Consider the following 20672-nt stretch of genomic DNA (forward strand, 5'->3'; position numbering starts at 1 on the left):
GACAGGTATGATAATGCAAATTATAGGCGATGTCCCACAATTGACCGCTGCCATAAATCGGTAAAAGCACCTTATATTGTGGGACATAGCCTGGCTGAGAGCAGAAAGATTTGGGGAGTCTATGCAGTATTGGGGAAAGATAATTGGCGTAGCCGTGGCTTTAATGATGGGCGGCGGCTTCTGGGGTGTGGTTCTGGGCCTGTTAGTTGGCCACATGTTCGACAAAGCCCGCATGCGCAAAATGGCGTGGTTTGCCAACCAACGTGAACGCCAGGCGCTGTTTTTTGCTACCACTTTTGAGGTGATGGGGCATCTGACCAAATCCAAAGGCCGTGTCACGGAAGCCGATATTCATATCGCCAGCCAGCTGATGGACCGGATGAATTTGCACGGCGACTCGCGTACGGCCGCACAACATGCTTTCCGGGTGGGAAAATCGGATAATTACCCATTACGTGAAAAAATGCGTCAGTTTCGCAGCGTCTGTTTTGGTCGATTCGATCTGATCCGCATGTTCCTGGAGATTCAGATTCAGGCGGCATTTGCCGATGGATCATTGCATCCTAATGAGCGTGAAGTGCTGTATGTGATTGCTGAAGAGTTGGGTATCTCACGGACCCAATTTGATCAGTTCCTGCGCATGATGCAGGGCGGCGCGCAGTTTGGCGGTGGATATCAGCAGCAGTCCGGCGGCGATGGCTGGCAGCAGGCGCAACGTGGCCCGACGCTGGAAGACGCCTGCAATGTGCTGGGGGTGAAAGCGACCGATGATGCGACTACCATTAAGCGCGCATACCGCAAGCTGATGAGCGAGCACCATCCGGACAAACTGGTTGCGAAAGGTCTGCCGCCAGAAATGATGGAAATGGCGAAGCAAAAAGCGCAGGAAATTCAAAAGGCTTACGAGCTAATCAAAGAACAGAAAGGCTTCAAGTAAATACACACGGCATCCTTCAGGCTGCCTCTTTGTTGGCTGAACTGTGAAACCCCAGTCGCATAGTTATCTGTGCTCCTGGGGATTTCTTCGTTTGCCGCCTCGATGCATCTCGAATGATTTGTATTAATAAGTAAAAACGAAATGTGTCACAGCAACGTTTTAAAAATCCGCCGGGACTTTAAACGTCATACTGTTGCCGTATTCGGGATGCGTGATGGTTAGCATTTCGGCGTGCAGCAGCAGACGGGGTGCCAACGCCAGTGCTTCGGGCGGAGCATAGAAGCGATCGCCGAGGATGGGATGCCCTAATGCCAGCATATGCACACGCAGCTGGTGGGAGCGTCCGGTAATCGGTTTCAGTACGACCCTCGCGGTGTTATCTGCTGCAAACTCCACCACCTCATACTCGGTTTGCGCCGATTTCCCGGTTTCATAACACACTTTCTGCTTTGGCCGATTTGGCCAGTCGCAAATTAGCGGTAAATCAACCTGACCTTCGGCAGGAGCAGGATGTCCCCACACGCGCGCGACATACTGTTTCTTCGGCTCACGTTCGCGAAACTGGCGTTTTAGCTCGCGCTCTGCCGCTTTCGTTAGCGCCACTACAATCACGCCGCTGGTGGCCATATCCAGACGATGGACGGATTCAGCCTGCGGATAGTCGCGCTGAATACGCGTCATCACGCTGTCTTTGTGTTCATCCAGACGACCCGGTACGGACAACAAGCCGCTCGGCTTGTTGACTACCATAATGTGTTCATCCTGATACAGGATAACCAGCCAGGGTTCCTGCGGCGGATTGTAGTTTTCCATCCCCATGTATGGCTCCGTTACTGATGCGTCACGACGATCAGACGCAGGGCATCAAGACGCCATCCCGCCTGGTCCAGGCTTTCCATCACCTGCTGACGGTTACTTTCAATTGCGCTGAGTTCGTCATCACGGATGTTCGGGTTAACGGCGCGCAGCGCTTCCAGACGGGAGAGTTCCGCCGTCAGTTTTTCGTCCGCTTCTTTACGTGCCGCGTCGATCAGCGCACGAGCCGATTTTTCCACCTGCGCCTCACCGAGTTGCAGAATGGCATGGACGTCCTGCTGCACGGCGTTGACCAGTTTACTGCCGGTATGGCGGTTAACAGCGCTGAGTTGGCGGTTAAAGGTTTCGAATTCAACTTGCGCGGCAAGGTTATTGCCGTTTTTATCAAGCAGCATACGTACCGGCGTTGGCGGCAGGAAACGGTTTAACTGCAGCTGTTTCGGCGCTTGCGCTTCAACCACATACACCAGCTCAACCAACAGGGTGCCAACCGGTAATGCTTTGTTTTTCAACAGAGATATTGTGCTGCTACCCGTGTCGCCGGAGAGGATAAGATCCAGACCATTACGGATTAACGGATGCTCCCAGGTAATAAACTGTGCGTCTTCACGCGACAGGGCGACATCACGTTCGAACGTAATGGTGCAGCCATCTTCCGGCAGTCCTGGGAAATCAGGCACCAGCATATGATCGGACGGCGTCAGCACGATTAAATTGTCACCACGATCATCCTGATTAATACCAACGATATCAAACAGGTTCATGGCGAAGGCGATCAGGCTGGTATCGTCGTCCTGCTCTTCAATACTCTCAGCCAGTGCCAGCGCTTTTTCGCCGCCGTTAGAGTGGATCTCCAACAGGCGATCTCGACCTTGTTCCAGTTGTGCTTTCAACGCGTCATGCTGTTCGCGGCAGGTTTTGATTAGATCATCAAAGCCATCGGTATTTTCTGGCTCAGCCAGGTAGCCGATCAGGTTGTTATATACCGTGTCATAGATAGTACGTCCGGTCGGGCAGGTGTGCTCGAACGCATCCAGACCTTCGTGGTACCAGCGCACCAGTACGGATTGCGCGGTTTTTTCTAAGTAAGGCACGTGAATCTGAATATCATGCGCCTGACCAATACGGTCCAGACGACCAATACGCTGTTCCAGCAGATCCGGGTTGAACGGCAGGTCAAACATCACCAGATTGCTGGCGAACTGGAAGTTACGCCCCTCGGAGCCGATCTCAGAGCACAGCATCACCTGGGCGCCGCTATCTTCTTCGCTAAACCAGGCCGCAGCGCGGTCACGTTCAATGATCGACATGCCCTCATGGAACACGGCGGCGCGGATACCTTCGCGCTCGCGCAGCACCTGCTCCAGCTGTAGCGCGGTGGTGGCTTTCGCACAAATAACGAGTACTTTTTGCGAGCGGTGGCTGGTCAGGTAGCCCATCAGCCATTCCACGCGCGGATCAAAATTCCACCAGGTGCCGGTGTCGCCTTCGAATTCCTGATAAATCTGTTCCGGATAGAGCATGTCGCGCGCCCGGTCTTCCGCACTCTTACGCGCGCCCATGATGCCGGAGACTTTAATCGCCGTCTGGTATTGGGTTGGCAAGGGTAGCTTGATGGTATGCAGCTCGCGTTTCGGGAAGCCTTTCACGCCGTTACGGGTGTTACGAAACAGCACGCGGCTGGTGCCGTGTCTGTCCATTAGCATTGAAACCAGCTCCTGACGCGCGCTCTGGGCGTCTTCGCTGTCGCTGTTTGCCGCCTGCAATAACGGTTCAATGTCCTGTTCGCCAATCATGTCACCTAACATGTTCAGCTCATTGTTGCTTAGCTGGTTGCCTGCCAGCAGCATGGCGACGGCATCGGCGACCGGACGGTAATTTTTTTGTTCTTCAACAAACTGGGCGAAATCGTGGAAGCGACTTGGGTCCAGCAGGCGCAGGCGCGCAAAGTGGCTTTCCAGGCCCAACTGTTCCGGTGTTGCGGTCAGCAGTAGGATGCCCGGTACGCGTTCTGCCAGTTGTTCAACGGCCATATATTCACGGCTGGGCGCGTCTTCGCTCCACACCAGGTGATGGGCTTCATCGACAATAAGCAGATCCCATTCGGCGTCACACAGATGCTCCAGGCGCTGTTTACTGCGACGAGCAAAGTCCAGCGAACAGATAACTAACTGTTCGGTTTCAAACGGATTGTAGGCGTCGTGCTGCGCCTCTGCATAACGCTCATCATCAAACAGCGCAAAGCGCAGGTTAAAACGACGCAGCATTTCGACCAGCCATTGGTGCTGTAACGTCTCCGGAACGATGATCAATACACGCTCTGCTGCACCTGACAGCAGCTGTTGATGCAGGATCATCCCGGCTTCAATGGTTTTACCTAAACCCACTTCGTCAGCCAGCAATACGCGAGGAGCATGACGACGACCGACGTCATGAGCAATGTTGAGCTGGTGAGGGATCAGGCTGGTACGTTGACCACGCAAACCACTCCACGGCATACGATACTGCTCGCTCTGAAATTTACGTGCGCGATAGCGCAGTGCAAAGCGGTCCATACGGTCAATCTGACCGGCAAACAGGCGATCCTGTGGTTTGCTGAAGACCAGCTTGCTGTCGAGCAGCACTTCACGCAGCGTGACACCGGTTTCTTCGGTATCAAGGCGAGTTCCGATATAGGAAAGCAGGCCGTTTTCTTCTTTTACTTCATCGACATGCAGTTGCCAGCCTTCATGGCTCGTTATCGTATCACCAGGATTGAACATCACGCGGGTCACGGGGGAATCACTGCGCGCATACAGACGGTTTTCGCCCGTCGAAGAGAAAAGTAATGTGACGGTTCGTGCATCCATGGCGACAACGGTACCAAGTCCCAATTCGCTTTCTGTATCGCTGATCCAGCGTTGACCAAGTGTAAAAGGCATATATGTTCGGCTCTATATCTTTAGTTGCAGGCAATACTCACCCTCTGCCAGAGTAAAGGGGCAGCAAGTGTATTGGGGTCCAGGAATGGAAAGGGCGCTATGGTACTGGATGGCGACGGTTTCGTCACGCGTCAAAATAACCCCAGTTGCCCTGTAAGTAGTGTAGCAAAGTTATCATCGATAAAGGGAAGTATTCCCTCGGCAACTGGCTGGATCTGCCGGGTCAAATAGTGCTCATAGTCAAGAGCAGAAAGCTGATAATCCACGGGTTCTGGACCATTTATCGTCCAGACATATTTAATGGTACCGCGATTCTGATACTGCGGCGGACGTCCCAGCTTTACATTTTGCTCATCGGCGAGGCGCGCGGCGCGCACGTGTGGCGGCACATTGCGCTGGTATTCGCTTAACGGGCGACGCAGGCGTTTGCGATACACCAGTTGGTCGTCCAGTTCACCCGCCATCAGACGGTCGATAGTCTCGCGAATAAACTCCTGATAAGGTTGGTTACGAAAAATTCGTAGGTACAGCTCTTGCTGAAACTGTTGAGCCAGCGGCGTCCAGTCAGTTCGTACCGTTTCCAGGCCCTTAAACACCATGCGTTGCTCTGCGCCTGTCTGAATCATCCCGGCGTAGCGTTTTTTGCTACCGGTATCTGCGCCGCGAATGGTCGGCATCAGAAAGCGACAAAAATGGGTTTCAAATTCCAGCTCCAGCGCGCTGGTCAGTTTTTGCTGCTTCAGCGACTGCGCCCACCAGTCATTGACGTAACTCACCAGCTCCTGACCAATCCGGGCTGCATCATCCTCTGAGTGTGCTTTTTTAAGCCAGACAAAAGTGGAGTCGGTATCGCCATAGATGACATCGTAGCCCTGAGCTTCAATCAGCGCTTTGGTCTGACGCATGATCGCGTGGCCACGCATGGTGATGGACGAAGCCAGCCTCGGGTCGAAAAAGCGGCAGGCGGTGGTTCCCAGCACGCCGTAAAACGCGTTCATGATGATTTTCAGTGCCTGTGAGAGCGGCTTATTCCCGTGGCGTTTTGCTTCATCGCGCCCGTGCCAGATCTGGGTCACGATTTCGGGTAGGCAGTGCTTTTCGCGTGAGAACCAGGCGTCAAGGAACCCTTCGGTACTGTGCTCCCGATCCGGATGCGCCATCCCTTCGATAAGCCCCACCGGATCGATCAAGAAGGTACGAATAATTGACGGGTACAGGCTTTTGTAATCCAGCACCAGCACGGAATCGTACAGACCCGGGCGTGAGTCCATCACGTAACCGCCGGGGCTGGCGTGCGCAGGGATTTCACCCAGATTCGGTGCAACGTAGCCCGCCCGGTGCATTCGCGGCAGGTAGAGATGGCCAAACGCGGCGACTGAACCGCCGTGCCTGTCGACCTGCAAGCCGTTAACCGTTGAACGCTCCAGCAGAAATGGCATGATCTCGGTTTTATGAAAAATGCGGGTGACCAGTTCACAGTCTTTGAGATTGTAGGTGGCAAGCGCGGGCTTATCGTGGGCAAACCGGCGATCGATTTCGTCCATTCTGTCCCACGGGTTATCAATCGACTTCCCCTCACCCAGCAACTCTTGCGACACTGTTTCCAGTGAGAATGATGAGAAATTCCAGAATGCGGATTTGAGCGCCTCAATGCCGTCAATAATCAGACGACCTTTAGCCTGTGCGAAGAAGACGCCATTTTTGAAGCCATGCTCGCGCCACTCCAGTTCGCTGTTATCGCGGCCAAAACGCAGGGGAATGCGGTAACGCTCGGCATGTTTTTGCAAAACGCGAAGATCGAACTGCACCACGTTCCAGCCGATGATGACATCAGGATCGTGCCGGGTAAGCCAGTCATTGAGCTTCTCCAGTAACTGCGGGCGACTCGTCACATACTCAAGCTGAAAGTCGAGCGCGGAGGCATCGCCATTCGCCGGACCGAGCATATAAACAATTCGCTGCCCGCAGCCTTCAAGGCCGATGCAGTACAGTTCACCGTGGCGGGTGGTTTCGATATCCAGAGAGACCCACTTCAGCGGAGGCCGGTAATCTGCGTGCGGCTTCAGGCGAGCATTAACGATAGCGCCATTACGCAGGTCGCCATCCACCCAAACGGGAGAGGTGATAAAGCGCTCCATCAAATACCGCTCCGGCGGACGTACATCGGCCTCGTAGACCGTTACACCATTTTCGCGCAGCAGTTTTTCCAGTCGCATAAGCTGGCGATGTGAGTGGCAATACAGGCCAGAAACGGGCTGACGATGAAAGTCTTGCAGCTGAAGCGGCGTCAGGCGATAACCTTTTTCGGTACGTAACAGTGTGGTGACGCGGGGTGTCTGGTTGGTGGGGATAAAAGCGACCGACTCCTGCGGCGCAAGCGTGACCTGCAATGGCCCGCTGTCTGTTGCCAGCCAGAATGAAACCTCTGTCCCCTGCAGGGTATCCCGCCAGTGCCGGGTTAAGATAAAGCCTGCCTGCGCCACGCTGTGTATCCATTAAAAAACCAGGCATGATTATAGCCTGGTTCTGATAGATTTGCTGTGGTTTTATACAGTTGTCCTGTGCCGGCAGAGACTACTGTCCGTAATAGGCTTTTGCGCCGTGTTTGCGCAGGTAGTGTTTATCTAACAGGGTTTGCTGCATATCCGGCAACTGCGGCGCGAGCTGGCGGCAGAAAATCCCCATGTAGGCGACTTCTTCCAGCACGATGGCGTTGTGTACGGCATCTTCGGCATTTTTTCCCCAGGCGAACGGACCGTGAGAGTGCACCAGCACGCCTGGCATCTGCGAAGCATCAATGCCTTGTTGCTCAAAAGCTTCCACGATCACGTTACCGGTTTCCCACTCATATTCGCCGTTGATTTCTTCCTCGGTCATTTTCCGTGTGCAGGGAATCGTGCCGTAGAAATAGTCCGCATGAGTGGTCCCCGTGGCGGGAATAGACTGACCCGCCTGCGCCCAGATGGTTGCATGACGGGAATGGGTGTGAACAATGCCGCCAATGGTGGGGAAAGCCTGATACAGCAGGCGGTGCGTTGGGGTATCGGAGGAGGGCTTTTTATTACCTTCCACCACTTCACCGGTTGCAATACTGACAACGACCATATCGCCGGCAGTCATTACGCTGTAATCGACACCGGAGGGTTTAATCACAAACACGCCGCGCTCGCGATCGACAGCGCTAACGTTTCCCCAGGTCAGCGTCACCAGGTTGTGCTTTGGCAGCGCCAGATTCGCTTCCAGTACCTGACGTTTAAGATCTTCTAGCATGTTAACTCCTGAATGCCGGATGGCGCTTCGCTTATCCGGCCTACGGTGATTTGTAGGCCCGGTAAATGAAATGCCACCGGGCAATCCGTTTCGACAATTAACGTTTGAACCCGTAATACACGTCGTTCCAGCGTAGCGAGTCTTTAAAGGCAGGCAGGCGGGTATCGTTGTCGATCACGGCGATCTCGATATCGTGCATTTCTGCGAACTGACGCATATCGTTCAGATCCAGCGCGTGACTGAAGACGGTGTGGTGCGCGCCGCCGGCAAGGATCCAGGCTTCAGATGCGGTCGGCAGATCGGGCTGAGCCTTCCACAATGCGTTGGCCACCGGCAGTTTCGGTAGGGAGTGCGGCGTTTGTACCGTGTCGATGCAGTTAACCAGCAGGCGAAAACGATCGCCGAGATCGATCAGGCTGGCAACCACGGCCGGGCCGGTTTTGGTGTTGAAGATCAGACGGGCAGGATCATCTTTACCGCCAATACCGAGGTGCTGAACGTCGAGGATTGGTTTCTCTTCCACCGCGATGGACGGGCACACTTCCAGCATGTGAGAACCGAGTACCAGATCGTTGCCTTTCTCGAAGTGGTAGGTGTAATCCTCCATAAATGAGGTGCCGCCCTGCAGACCGGTTGACATCACCTTCATGATGCGAAGCAGAGCGGCGGTTTTCCAGTCGCCTTCGCCCGCAAAGCCGTAGCCTTGCTGCATCAGACGCTGTACGGCCAGACCCGGGAGCTGTTTCAGGCCGTGTAAATCTTCAAATGTGGTAGTGAAGGCGTGGAATCCTCCCTGTTCCAGGAAGCGCTTCATCCCCAGTTCAATACGTGCCGCTTCCAGTACGTTCTGACGTTTTTCACCGTGGACTTGTGTGGCCGCCGTCATGGTGTAGGTGCTTTCGTACTCGTCGATCAGCGCATTGATTTCGCCGTCGCTAATTGCGTTCACGACCTGTACCAGGTCGCCTACGGCCCAGGTGTTGACCGAGAAACCGAACTTGATCTGCGCGGCAACTTTATCGCCGTCAGTGACCGCAACTTCGCGCATGTTGTCGCCAAAACGGCAGACTTTCAGATGGCGAGTATCCTGTTTGGACACGGCCTGGCGAATCCAGGAGCCGATGCGTTCGTGCGCCTGTTTGTCCTGCCAATGACCGGTGACCACGGCGTGTTGCTGACGCATACGTGCGCCGATGAAGCCGAACTCACGGCCGCCGTGTGCGGTTTGGTTCAGGTTCATAAAGTCCATGTCAATGCTGTCCCACGGCAGGGCAGCGTTGAACTGGGTGTGGAACTGAAGTAGCGGTTTGTTGAGAATCGTCAGGCCGTTGATCCACATTTTCGCTGGCGAGAAGGTGTGGAGCCACACCACCATTCCTGCGCATTTGTCGTCGTAGTTGGCGTCGCGACAGAGGTTGGTGATTTCATCCGGACGCGTGCCCAGCGGTTTTAATACCAGCTTACAGGGCAGTTTGGCTTCAGTATTCAGTGCGTTAACGACGTGCTCCGCATGTTGGGTTACCTGACGCAGGGTTTCAGGGCCATACAGATGCTGGCTACCAATCACAAACCACACTTCATAGTTATCAAAAATCGTCATTGTCGTGTCCTTAATGTGTCAGGGTTGCCAGGTCTACCGGGGCTTGTTGCGCCGGAGCGGCAGTCGGAAGGTATTGTTGTTCAGCGCTAATCGCCCACTGTTGGTAGCGGCGGTAAAGCTGTTCAAAACGTTGAGCCTGTTCTGGGTGAGGTTGCAGTGTGTTTTCCACGGCACTCGCCATTTTTTGCTGAGCGGCCGGGATATCGGCATGTACTTTCGCGGCAACGGCGGCGAAGATAGCCGCGCCGAGTGCGCAGCACTGGTCGGAGGCGACAATCTGTAGCGGACGGTTTAGCACGTCACAGCAGGCCTGCATGATGACCGGATTTTTACGGGCGATGCCGCCTAACGCCATCACGTTATTAACTGCAATGCCCTGTTCGGTGAAGCATTCCTGAATGGCACGCGCGCCAAAGGCCGTGGCGGCAATCAGCCCACCGAACAGCGCGGGTGCGTCGGTGGCCAGATTGAGATCGGTAATCACCCCTTTCAAACGCTGATTGGCATTGGGCGTACGGCGACCGTTAAACCAGTCGAGCACCACCGGCAGGTGATCCAGTGACGGATTTTTTGCCCAGGCTTCGGTGAGTGCTGGCAGCAGTTGTTTTTGGCTGGTTTTAATCTGGGTCTTAAGCTCCGGATGCTGCGCCGCAAGCTGCTCCAGCGGCCAGCTCAGCACGCGGCTAAACCAGGCATAGATATCGCCGAATGCGGACTGTCCCGCTTCGAGGCCAATAAAATCAGGCACTACGCTGCCATCAACCTGACCGCATATGCCTTTCACCGCGCGTTCGCCGACGCTGTGTTTGTCGGCAATCAGAATGTCGCAGGTCGACGTGCCGATGACTTTTACCAGCGTATTGGGCTGTGCGCCCGCGCCGACCGCCCCCATATGGCAGTCAAAAGCGCCGCCTGCAATCACCACGCTTTCCGGTAGCCCCAGACGCTGCGCCCACTCGGCGCACAAGGTGCCAACCGGCAGGTCGGCCGTGAAGGTATCGGTAAACATTGGGTATGGCAGATGGCGGTTAAGGATGGGGTCGAGCTCATCAAAGAAACTGGCTGGCGGTAGGCCGCCCCAGCTTTCATGCCACAGGGATTTGTGTCCGGCGCTGCAGCGTCCGCGGCGAATATCCTGTGGACGTACGGTATTGGAGAGCAGGGCCGGAACCCAGTCGCACAACTCAATCCACGAAACCGCGGCCTCTGCGACCGCGTCATCCTGGCGGGTCACATGCAGGATTTTGGCCCAGAACCATTCGCTGGAATAAATACCGCCGATATAGCGGGAGTAATCGATCTTGCCTGGCGTGTGGCACAGACGGGTAATCTCTTCCGCTTCTTCGACTGAGGTGTGATCTTTCCACAGGACAAACATTGCATTCGGGTTTTCAGCGAACTCCGGACGCAGCGCCAGTACGTTGCCCTCGGCATCGATAGGCGCCGGGGTTGAGCCGGTACTGTCAACGCCAATCCCGACCACTTCCGCGCGCTGTTCAACACTCAGTTCGGCCAACACGGTTTTCAGCGCCGTTTCCATTGACTCAATATAGTCGCGCGGATGATGGCGAAACTGGTTGTTCGGGCCGTCGCAATACAGACCTTCCTGCCAACGTGGGTACCATTCTACGCTGGTGGCGATTTCTTCACCGGTGGCACACTCCACTGCCAACGCGCGTACTGAATCACTACCAAAATCGAGGCCAATTGTTATCGCCATCGTCTTACTCCATCCAAAAATACGGGTATGGATAAACAGTAGTGACAAGGGATAAAAACCGTCAGGCAGGATCCGCTAATCTTATGGATTAAAATGCTGTGGCATCACAAAGTGTGACGCCGTGCAAATAATCAATGTGGACATTTCTGCCGTAGTTATAGACACTTTTGTTAGCCGGTTTTGACGTTGGCTTGGTACATATTTTTTCACAAAGTGCTTTTCACAAGCGGGGTTGATGGTCCATTACCGCAGACACAGCGGCCCGCAGGGGCGATGGTGATGATGTCTGGCGTAATATGGACAAATTGTTTCTTAGCAGAACATAGGGAGTATTGAAATTATGGCTGAAACGCAAAACGATCCCCTGCTGCCGGGCTATTCGTTTAACGCGCATTTGGTGGCTGGATTAACCCCCATTGAGGCGAACGGATACCTGGATTTTTTTATCGACAGGCCGTTGGGTATGAAGGGCTATATCCTCAATCTTACCATCCGTGGCGAAGGGGTTATCAATAATCAGGGTCAGCAGTTTGTCTGCCGTCCCGGGGATATTTTGCTGTTTCCTCCTGGAGAAATTCACCACTATGGACGACACCCCAACGCCAGTGAGTGGTATCACCAGTGGGTTTACTTTCGCCCGCGCGCCTATTGGCAGGAGTGGCTGACCTGGCCGGCCATTTTCGCCCAGACTGGCTTTTTTCGTCCGGACGAAGCGCATCAGCCGCATTTTAACGAACTGTTTGGGCAGATAATCAACGCCGGGCAGGGAGAAGGCCGCTATTCCGAGCTGCTGGCGATTAATTTACTGGAGCAGTTATTACTGCGACGTATGGAAGCCATTAATGAATCGCTGCACCCACCTATGGACAACCGCGTGCGCGATGCCTGCCAGTACATCAGCGATCACCTGGCGGACAGTAATTTTGATATTGCCAGCGTCGCACAACACGTCTGCCTGTCGCCTTCCCGTTTGTCGCATCTGTTCCGCCAACAGTTGGGCATCAGCGTATTAAGCTGGCGCGAGGATCAGCGTATCAGCCAGGCCAAGCTATTGTTAAGTACGACGCGTATGCCCATTGCTACGGTGGGTCGCAATGTTGGTTTCGACGACCAACTCTATTTCTCGCGCGTTTTCAAAAAATGTACCGGCGCCAGTCCGAGCGAGTTTCGCGCTGGATGTGAATAAAAAGTGAATGATGTGTCCTGAAAGTTGTCATAACTCGCAATCTATTCAGACAATTGATGGCTTGACGAAGTTGAGAAGGGTTAGCAGAATCCCTGCTTCGTAAATCTGACGGACACATTATGCAAGCATTGCTGGAACACTTTATTCTCCAGTCCGCCCTGTACTCTCTGATCGCCGTACTTTTGGTGGCCTTTCTGGAGTCGCTGGCGCTGGTTGGCCTGATTCTGCCCGGTACCGTGATGATGGCGGGGCTGGGGGCGCTGATTGGTAGTGGCGAACTGAACTTCTGGCATGCCTGGCTTGTGGGCATCATTGGTTGCTTATTGGGAGACTGGATCTCCTTCTGGCTGGGCTGGCGTTTTAAAAAGCCGCTGCACCGTTGGTCGTTCATGAAAAAGAACAAGGCGTTGCTGGATAAAACCGAGCACGCGCTGCATCAGCACAGCATGTTTACCATCCTGGTGGGGCGCTTTGTTGGCCCGACGCGGCCTTTGGTGCCGATGGTGGCGGGCATGCTGGATCTGCCTGTCGCGAAATTTATTGTGCCCAATATCATCGGCTGTGTGTTGTGGCCACCGTTCTATTTTCTGCCGGGTATCCTGGCGGGGGCAGCAATCGATATTCCTGCTGATATGCAGAGCGGGGATTTCAAATGGTTGCTGCTGGCGACGGCGCTGCTGCTGTGGGTAGGCGGTTGGTTTTGCTGGCGATTGTGGCGCAGCGGCAAAGCGGCTGTCGATCGCTTAACCGCGTATTTCCCCCGCAGCCGTTTGTTGTATCTGGCGCCGTTGACGCTCGGCATCGGCGTGGTTGCGTTGGTGGCGTTGCTGCGACATCCACTGATGCCGGTGTATATCGATATTCTGCGTAAAGTCGTGGGTTACTGACGAATCTTTTGCCGGATGGCGCTAATGCTTATCCGGCCTGGGAAATCTGCCAACTTGTCATCCGGTTTTAATGCCCAATAGCGCCGAGGCGCTAGCGTTGCCGCTTAACAGATCGTCCGTATCGCCCTGCCAGGCGATGCGCCCGTCGGCGACCACTATCGAACGTGTCGCAATGCGCGCCGCATCTTCTACGCTGTGGGAAACCATCAGTAACGTCAGTTGCTTCTCGCGACAGACCTCGGCCACCAGCGTTAACATCTCCTGGCGCAGCGCAGGGTCTAGTGCAGAAAAAGGTTCATCAAGCAGCAAAATGGGTTGTTCGCGTACCAGACAACGCGCCAGCGCCACGCGCTGTCGTTGCCCGCCGGAAAGCTCTCCGGGCAGTCGCTCCAGCAGTGAGTCAATTCCCATTTGCCGGGCGATGAAGTGCATTTTCTCCCGTTGCGATGCGTTCAGCTTCAATCCAGGATTAAGGCCCAGGCCGATATTTTGCTGCACGTTCAGATGACTGAACAGGTTGTTTTCCTGAAACAGCATCGAAACGGGGCGAAGAGAGGGCGGTGTGGTGGTGTGATCTTCACCTGCAATCATCATGGTGCCGCTGGCTGGCGTGAGAAAGCCGGCTATCAAATTCAGCAGCGTGCTTTTCCCGGCGCCGCTTGGCCCGAGTATCGCTACCTGCTCACCGCGCGCGATTGACAACGTAAAGCGCATTGGCAAATGGTGATAAAGCCATGTGATATCAATCAGTTTTAACATTTCGCCCCGGCAATTTCTCAATAACAGTAAACAGTGTAAAGCACAGGATCAGCAGCAATAACGCCGTCACCGCGCCATCCTGACTGCGATAAGATCCAATCTGCTGATATAAATAAAACGGCAGGGTGCGGAAATCCTCGTTGCCAAATAACGCCACTACGCCAAAATCACCAATCGACAGCACACAGGCAAATGCCATCGCCTGCGCCAGCGGGCGCTTCAGGGCGCGAAGTTCAACCATTTTCAGGCGCGACCATCCCTCGATTCCTAACGACTGGCACAACATACTGTAACGCGCGGTCACGTCACGCATTGGGTTTTCCAGCACCTTCAATGCGTAGGGGATCGCCATGAGTGCATTGGTAAAAATGACAATGCCGTCAGCGGATTCGGGGAGCCCAACAGTATTATTGAGCAGCAGAAAGAAGCCGGTTGCCAGCACGATGCCTGGCATGGCGAGGATCATCATGCCGCTCAGCTCCAGCATCTGACCTGCCAGCATCTGCTGTCGTGCACGAAGTTCACGACTGCTCCATAACAGCATCATGGTGAGTATGACGCACAACGCACCTGCCGCCAGCGCGATGCGCAGTGAGGTTCCCAGGGCCTGCCACAGTACGGGTTGCCTAAGAACGTCCAGCACATGGCGGTTAAGACCATCGACAATCACTGCCAGTAGCGGCGGTAGCAACAGCAGCAGGGCCAGAATAATCAGCAGCGAGTCGGCCAGACGGCTGTGCAAACGATCGTCTGGATCGCGCCAGCCCTGAACCAGTGTGGTGCCCGGCGCAATAGCACGGCTCAGGCGTTGGCTGAGTAGCACCAGCGCTAAACAACACAGCATCTGGATCAACGCCAGCATGGCGGCGCGGGCGGGATCGTAATCAAAGTTCAGCGCCTGATAAATAGCCAGTTCGATGGTGGTGGCTTGCGGCCCGCCGCCCAGCGACAGAACAGTGGCGAAGCTGGCGAAACAGAGCATAAAGATGAGCGCTGCGACGGGAAGGATTTGCCGACGAAGCCACGGCCATTCAACAAAACGGAAGAAATGCCAGCCGCGCATCCCGAGTTGAGCGGCTAACTGTCGCTGTTCGCCGGGAATATTCTCCAGCGACTGCAACAGCAGACGGCTGGCCATTGGCAGATTGAAAAAGACGTGCGCCAGCAGAATGCCCTGCAAACCGTACGGCGAAAAAGTCCATTCCAGCCCTAAGGCATGCCAGAGTGAGGCCAACCAGCCCTGACGACCATAGACGCTAAGAATACCGAATACCGCGACCAGCACCGGCAGGATTAACGTCATGGCGCACAGGCGCAGCAGCGCCAGACGTCCTGGAAAACGGCGACGATAGAGCGCCCGGGCAAGGAAAATCGCCGGGACAACCGACAGCACAGCGGATAGAAAAGCCTGCCAGAAAGAAAAGCGCACCACATGCCACAGGTAGTCATCTTGCCACAGCGAGAACCACTCTCCCTGCGGGGCGTTAAACCACAGCGCCAGAAATGCGGCCAGGGCCACGGTCACCATCAGCGTGGCGGCGGTAAGCCCTGGAACCAGCCAGCCGGGAATTAACGGCTGACGGCGCGTTGCCATTCGCTAATCCATGCCTGACGTTGAGCCGCAACCTGCTGCGGGGTAAATTCGAGCGCAGTGGCTGGTTTTTCCAATTGCTCAAATCCTGACGGTAGGGCGACCTGCGTCACCGGATACATCCAGTTGCCGGTTGGAATCGCATTCTGGAATGCCGGAGACACCATAAACTTGAGGAACTTCTCGGCCAGTTCCGGCTGCTTGCTGGCCGCAGTACGCGCGGCGACTTCCACCTGCAAATAATGGCCTTCGCTAAAGTTAGCGGCGGCGTAGTTGTCTTTTTTCTCGGCGATGATGTGATAAGCCGGAGAGGTGGTATAGCTGAGTACCAGATCGCTTTCACCTTTCAGGAACAGGCCGTAGGCTTCACTCCAGCCCTTGGTGACGGTGACGGTTTTTGCCGCCAGTTTCTGCCAGGCCTCTGGCGCTTTATCGCCATAGACTTTCTGCATCCATAGCAGCAGACCCAGCCCCGGCGTACTGGTACGCGGATCTTGATAAATGACGCGCCATTTTTGGTCGCTTTCAACCAGTTCCTTCAGGCTTTTAGGCGGATTCGTCAGCTTGTTTTTATCATAAACGAAGGCGAAATAACCGTAGTCAAACGGAACGAAGGTATCGTTTTTCCAGCCACCGGGCACGTTAACGGCGTCACTTGCTACGCCACTTTTGGCGAACAGGTTAGTTTGTGTAGCGGCTTCCAGAAGATTGTTATCCAGGCCCAGCACAACGTCGGCTTTGCTGTTTTTTCCTTCCATGCGCAGGCGGTTAAGCAGCGAGACGCCATCTTCCAGCGCGACCAGTTTCAATTCACAGTTGCAGTCAGCTTCAAACGCTTTTTTGATTGTCGGACCCGGCCCCCAGTCAGCAGCGAACGAGTCGTAGGTATAGACGGTCAGTACAGGTTTGGCGAAGACAGGCGCTGCGCACAGCAGTAAAAGCGGAAGACATTTTTTAAACACTTTGCACCTCAAGAGTTGGGTGGCAAAGGACTTGAGATAAGCCTCAAATCCCTTCGCCGGCATTATCCGGATCAGGTTCGACGGGTATCTCTCAGCCCATACGCAGATCGAATGATTTTGTGTATGTTTTTATTTAGCACCCCGTTGAGAACGGCGTTAGTGTAATGATTTTGTTGCTATGCGGCAATTAAGAGCCGGATCTACGGATCCGGTGGCGCAAACCACGCCGATTTAAAATCAAACCAGCCGAGAGTATTCATACGCAGTCCGCGCATACTGCGCTGCCCCTGAATGATCAGCCAGTGGTGGATTAACGGCACAATGGCCTTTGTGGCGAGCAGCTGTTGGCACCATGCAGCCAGGCTCATTTCGCCCGTTCGCCAGCGGGCCGCATCGTTTTCCCAGTCACGCGAGATACAGTTTTGCAGTAACGGGACTTCGCACAAATGGGCGAACAGTGAGAAGTCGAGCGGTAGGGTAAAGTTGGCGCTGTTAAGCCAGATATCGCTGACGATTTCTCCTGCATGCCATTGATCGTAGTCGATCTCCTGAATAGTCAACTGCACCTGATGCTGCGCCAGCAACGTCTTCATGATCTGCGCAATAATCCGATGTTCGATGTGATCGCGATAGTAGGTGATCGTCAGCGTTTCCAGCCCGGCGGGTTTTTCACCATGGCCGGGTTTTGCGTGATGCCAGCGGGGGAGTAAACCATACGCGGGAAACCACAGTCGCTGGTACTGTTCGTCGGCGTGGCAGATTAAATTGGTCGGCGAGAGAATGCGGCTTACCCATTCGCGGACCTCCTGGTTAGCTCCACGGTGGCTACGCGAATCAAACAGCAGGTAGTAGCAACCTTCTTCGAGGCGGCTTTCGATCGCCTTTTCATCCTCTGTGGGACCTTGTAGCGTCAAACCGCCGCCTGGCTCTTCGCCGATGTCAGGTAATACCCAAACGTTAACTTCGTCGATCAGGGCCCGGTAGCCAAAGTAATCATCAAATGCATGAATTTTCAGTTGGTTATTGGTGTTTCGTATTACCGCATACGGACCGGTACCAATCGGGTGACTGGAGAAGTTGTTTAGCGTTTCCCATTCTCGCGGCAGGATCATGGCGGGGACCTGCCCCAATAGCCAGGGAAGCCAGCGGTCTGGCTGGGCCAGATGGATATCCAGCGTCCAGGCCGTGGGAGAGACGATCTGCGTGATGTGTGAGTACAGCGGCAGGCTGTTAATGCGCATCAGTGAGGCGATAACATCTGCCATTTCCAGTTCGCGGCCATGATGAAAATGGATCCCCGGACGCAGGAAGAATCGCCAGTGTAAAGGTGAAATTTGCTGCCAGTGATGGGCAATGTCCGCTTCCAGTTCCCCATTTTCCTCATTTACCCGAATTAAGGCGCTGAAGATTTGCCGGGCGATATGGGTTTCGGAGCGGCGTAATGCCGTGCCGGGCAGCAGGTTGTGCATGGGGCGATAATAGAGAACGCGCATGATATGCCGACCCTGGCGAAAGCTGCGACCCAGATGGGAGACCAGCATTTGCCGTACGGCCGTTTTGTCACCGACCAGTTGCACCAGTTGATCGATGCGATCCTGTTCCAGTAGGTCTTCCGCGCGCTGCTGCTGGAGCGCCAGCCCGGTATAGAGGAATGTCAGTCGCGAGCGTTTACCTCGTCCAACTTCAGCTTCCCACGTTAACCAGCCGCGATCTTGCATGGTATTAAGCAGCGTACGCATATGGCGGCGCGAGCAGCTTAGCAGTTCCGCCAGCTCGTTCAGCGTCGTGTCTTGCGTTTTGCCGTCACAGCATTGCCACAGACGGATGAACTGTTGTTGCAAACGACCAGAAGACATAAAAGGGGAACTCCTGCGGAAAACTCAGCAATTTTATAATCCCTATATTAAGCCAATAATAGATTCCGATGAAGCGATGAGACAACGAAGGGGTCATCTATGCGTCAGTTCTGGTTGAAGTACTTTACCACGACAGAAAAATCGTCCTGGTTGGCTTGCCTGAGCGCACCGCAGCGCTTAAAGATGCTCGAAGAGCTGATGCAGTGGGAGATGACATCTGACTCCTGAATTGGAAATTGCAGACATCATGTGTGACTGAGTATTGGTGTTAATCGCCGCGCCAGCAGGTATTATCTGCTGGCTTTTTTCGTTTCAGCTGCGCTTAAAAGGAAAGATATGCTCTGGATTATGACCATGGGACGGCGCCTCAACGGCGTTTACGCGGCATTTATGCTGGTCGCTTTTATGATGGGCGTGGCGGGGGCATTGCAGGCACCCACTCTGAGTCTGTTCCTGAGCCGTGAAGTCGGAGTGCAGCCATTTTGGGTCGGGCTGTTTTATACCGTCAATGCGATTGTCGGGATCGTCGTCAGCCTTGGCCTCGCGAAACGATCCGACAGCCAGGGCGATCGGCGTAAGCTGATCATGTTCTGCTGCCTGATGGCGATTGGCAACGCGCTGCTGTTTGCCTTCAATCGCCATTATCTCACGTTGATCACCTGTGGTGTGCTGTTGGCCTCGCTGGCGAATACAGCCATGCCGCAGTTGTTTGCGTTGGCGAGGGAATATGCGGATAACTCCGCGCGTGAAGTAGTGATGTTTAGTTCGGTGATGCGTGCGCAGCTTTCGCTGGCCTGGGTGATCGGACCGCCGCTGGCCTTCATGCTGGCGCTGAATTACGGCTTCACGGCAATGTTTTCTATTGCCGCAGGGATTTTTGCCATTAGCCTGGTGCTGATTGCGCTGATTCTGCCGTCTGTCGCTCGGGTGGAGCAGCCCGTTGACGTGCCGTTGGAACAGACCGGCGGTTGGCAGGACAAAAATGTGCGTATGCTATTTGTTGCCTCCACGCTGATGTGGACCTGCAACACCATGTACATCATCGATATGCCGCTGTGGATAAGCCTTGAGCTGGGTTTGCCGGACAAGCTGGCCGGGATCCTGATGGGGACGGCGGCCGGGCTGGAAATTCCGGCGATGATTCTGGCGGGCTACTACGTGAAGCGCTTTGGTAAACGACGAATGATGATCGCCGCCGTCGCGGCAGGTGTGCTGTTTTACCTTGGGCTGATCTTCTTTCATAGCCGGACGGCACTGCTGGTGCTGCAACTGTTTAACGCGATCTTCATCGGCATTATTGCCGGGATAGGCATGCTGTGGTTTCAGGATCTAATGCCCGGACGTGCGGGTTCAGCGACCACATTATTTACCAACAGTATTTCGACCGGCGTCATCCTCGCGGGGGTGATTCAGGGTGCTGTTGCGCAAAGTTACGGGCATTTTGCCGTTTATTGGGTGATTGCGGCGATTTCTATGGTCACGCTGATGATGACCGGGCGGGTGAAGGACGTGTAATGACGTTGCCGGATGCAATATGCGCATCCGGCATAACAAGGTCTAGCGCATAAACGCCGGCTGCTTGTCTTCGTACTCAGTGATGGCCGCTTCATGCTGCAGCGTCAGCCCGATGCTGTCGAGACCATTCAGCATGCAATGACGGCGGAAGTCGTCGATTTTAAAGCGATAGGACTTCTCGCCCGCTTTCACTTCCTGCGTCTGGAGATCCACTTCAAATTTAATCCCCGGATTGGCTTTTACCAGATCGAACAGTTCATCAATCTGCGCATCGCTCAGGGTGACCGGCAGCAGTTGGTTATTGAAGCTGTTGCCGTAGAAGATGTCGGCGAAGCTTGGGGCGATCACCACTTTAAAGCCATAATCAGTCAGCGCCCACGGCGCATGTTCGCGAGATGAGCCGCAGCCAAAGTTTTCCCGCGCGAGCAGAATTGACGCACCTTTATATTCCGGGAAGTTCAGCACGAAGTCAGGATTAGGTTGTTGGCCTTTTTCGTCCAGAAAACGCCAGTCGTTGAACAGATGAGCGCCAAAACCGGTGCGAGTAACCTTCTGCAAAAACTGTTTGGGAATAATAGCGTCGGTATCAACGTTGGCGGCATCCAGTGGGACAACCAGGCCGGTATGCTGGGTAAATTTCTCTGCCATGGTA

16 protein-coding genes and 1 riboswitch are annotated in these 20672 nt (G+C 54.6%); of the genes, 5 read left to right on the top strand and 11 right to left on the bottom strand.

Annotated elements, in window-relative coordinates; genetic code table 11:
- The first annotated feature begins 121 nt into the window (after positions 1–121).
- Positions 122–937 carry a co-chaperone DjlA gene (gene djlA, locus ACU8YC_RS14240; protein WP_446895462.1) on the top strand — a complete coding sequence of 272 codons (816 nt, stop codon included), beginning with the start codon at positions 122–124 and terminating at the stop codon, positions 935–937.
- A 159-nt stretch (positions 938–1096) separates the two neighbouring features.
- On the opposite strand, the gene rluA is transcribed toward djlA, so the two are convergent.
- The 6 genes from rluA to araB all read right to left on the bottom strand — a co-directional run bounded on the left by rluA (position 1097) and on the right by araB (position 11264).
- Positions 1097–1756, bottom strand: coding sequence for a bifunctional tRNA pseudouridine(32) synthase/23S rRNA pseudouridine(746) synthase RluA (gene rluA, locus ACU8YC_RS14245; RefSeq protein ID WP_446895463.1), 660 nt, complete (start codon positions 1754–1756; stop codon positions 1097–1099).
- A gap of 11 nt (positions 1757–1767) precedes the next feature.
- Complete coding sequence (gene rapA, locus ACU8YC_RS14250) at positions 1768–4674, bottom strand: RNA polymerase-associated protein RapA (protein ID WP_151224541.1); 2907 nt, start codon at positions 4672–4674, stop codon at positions 1768–1770.
- A gap of 131 nt (positions 4675–4805) precedes the next feature.
- Positions 4806–7157 carry a DNA polymerase II gene (polB, locus tag ACU8YC_RS14255; protein ID WP_446895464.1) on the bottom strand — a complete coding sequence of 784 codons (2352 nt, stop codon included), beginning with the start codon at positions 7155–7157 and terminating at the stop codon, positions 4806–4808.
- A gap of 91 nt (positions 7158–7248) precedes the next feature.
- Positions 7249–7944 carry an L-ribulose-5-phosphate 4-epimerase gene (gene araD, locus ACU8YC_RS14260; RefSeq protein WP_286541061.1) on the bottom strand — a complete coding sequence of 232 codons (696 nt, stop codon included), beginning with the start codon at positions 7942–7944 and terminating at the stop codon, positions 7249–7251.
- Between the two features lie 97 nt (positions 7945–8041).
- The gene (gene araA / locus ACU8YC_RS14265) at positions 8042–9544 is read right to left on the bottom strand and encodes an L-arabinose isomerase (protein WP_446895465.1); all 1503 of its coding nucleotides are present in this window, start codon (positions 9542–9544) and stop codon (positions 8042–8044) included.
- Between the two features lie 10 nt (positions 9545–9554).
- Positions 9555–11264 carry a ribulokinase gene (gene araB / locus ACU8YC_RS14270; RefSeq protein ID WP_414438343.1) on the bottom strand — a complete coding sequence of 570 codons (1710 nt, stop codon included), beginning with the start codon at positions 11262–11264 and terminating at the stop codon, positions 9555–9557.
- 340 nt (positions 11265–11604) lie between these two features.
- Between araB and araC the strand changes: the two genes are divergently transcribed.
- Together araC and ACU8YC_RS14280 are read left to right on the top strand one after the other, a co-directional pair.
- Entirely contained in the window at positions 11605–12450 is an 846-nt protein-coding gene (gene araC / locus ACU8YC_RS14275) for an arabinose operon transcriptional regulator AraC (protein WP_151216725.1), read from the top strand.
- A gap of 119 nt (positions 12451–12569) precedes the next feature.
- A complete protein-coding gene (locus ACU8YC_RS14280) occupies positions 12570–13337 on the top strand; it encodes a DedA family protein (RefSeq protein ID WP_151224543.1) in 768 nt (255 codons plus the stop codon).
- A 57-nt stretch (positions 13338–13394) separates the two neighbouring features.
- Here the strand turns inward: ACU8YC_RS14280 and thiQ are convergent, their stop codons facing one another.
- The 4 genes from thiQ to sgrR form a co-directional block, all read right to left on the bottom strand.
- Positions 13395–14096, bottom strand: coding sequence for a thiamine ABC transporter ATP-binding protein ThiQ (thiQ, locus tag ACU8YC_RS14285; RefSeq protein WP_151224544.1), 702 nt, complete (start codon positions 14094–14096; stop codon positions 13395–13397).
- Positions 14080–15690: a thiamine/thiamine pyrophosphate ABC transporter permease ThiP gene (thiP, locus tag ACU8YC_RS14290; RefSeq protein ID WP_446895466.1), complete on the bottom strand. Its 1611-nt coding sequence runs from the start codon at positions 15688–15690 to the stop codon at positions 14080–14082. The genes thiQ and thiP overlap by 17 nt, the downstream gene beginning before the upstream one ends.
- A complete protein-coding gene (gene thiB, locus ACU8YC_RS14295; protein ID WP_187259106.1) occupies positions 15666–16649 on the bottom strand; it encodes a thiamine ABC transporter substrate binding subunit in 984 nt (327 codons plus the stop codon). The genes thiP and thiB overlap by 25 nt, the downstream gene beginning before the upstream one ends.
- Positions 16650–16679: 30 nt before the next feature.
- Positions 16680–16803: riboswitch (TPP riboswitch) on the bottom strand.
- Positions 16804–16849: 46 nt separating this feature from the next.
- Positions 16850–18505 carry an HTH-type transcriptional regulator SgrR gene (sgrR, locus tag ACU8YC_RS14300; protein ID WP_252838419.1) on the bottom strand — a complete coding sequence of 552 codons (1656 nt, stop codon included), beginning with the start codon at positions 18503–18505 and terminating at the stop codon, positions 16850–16852.
- Between the two features lie 99 nt (positions 18506–18604).
- Here sgrR and sgrT point away from each other — a divergent pair, with 99 nt between their 5' ends.
- On the top strand, positions 18605–18733 hold the full coding sequence (sgrT, locus tag ACU8YC_RS14305) for a glucose uptake inhibitor SgrT (protein WP_003018817.1): 129 nt from the start codon (positions 18605–18607) through the stop codon (positions 18731–18733).
- Between the two features lie 108 nt (positions 18734–18841).
- Positions 18842–20020 carry a sugar efflux transporter gene (locus ACU8YC_RS14310; RefSeq protein ID WP_252838418.1) on the top strand — a complete coding sequence of 393 codons (1179 nt, stop codon included), beginning with the start codon at positions 18842–18844 and terminating at the stop codon, positions 20018–20020.
- A gap of 42 nt (positions 20021–20062) precedes the next feature.
- Here ACU8YC_RS14310 and leuD read toward each other — a convergent pair whose 3' ends face one another.
- Positions 20063–20668, bottom strand: coding sequence for a 3-isopropylmalate dehydratase small subunit (gene leuD, locus ACU8YC_RS14315; RefSeq protein WP_446895467.1), 606 nt, complete (start codon positions 20666–20668; stop codon positions 20063–20065).
- Positions 20669–20672: the final 4 nt, after the last annotated feature.

It is taken from the genome of Citrobacter sp. VF227 (assembly GCF_052950715.1).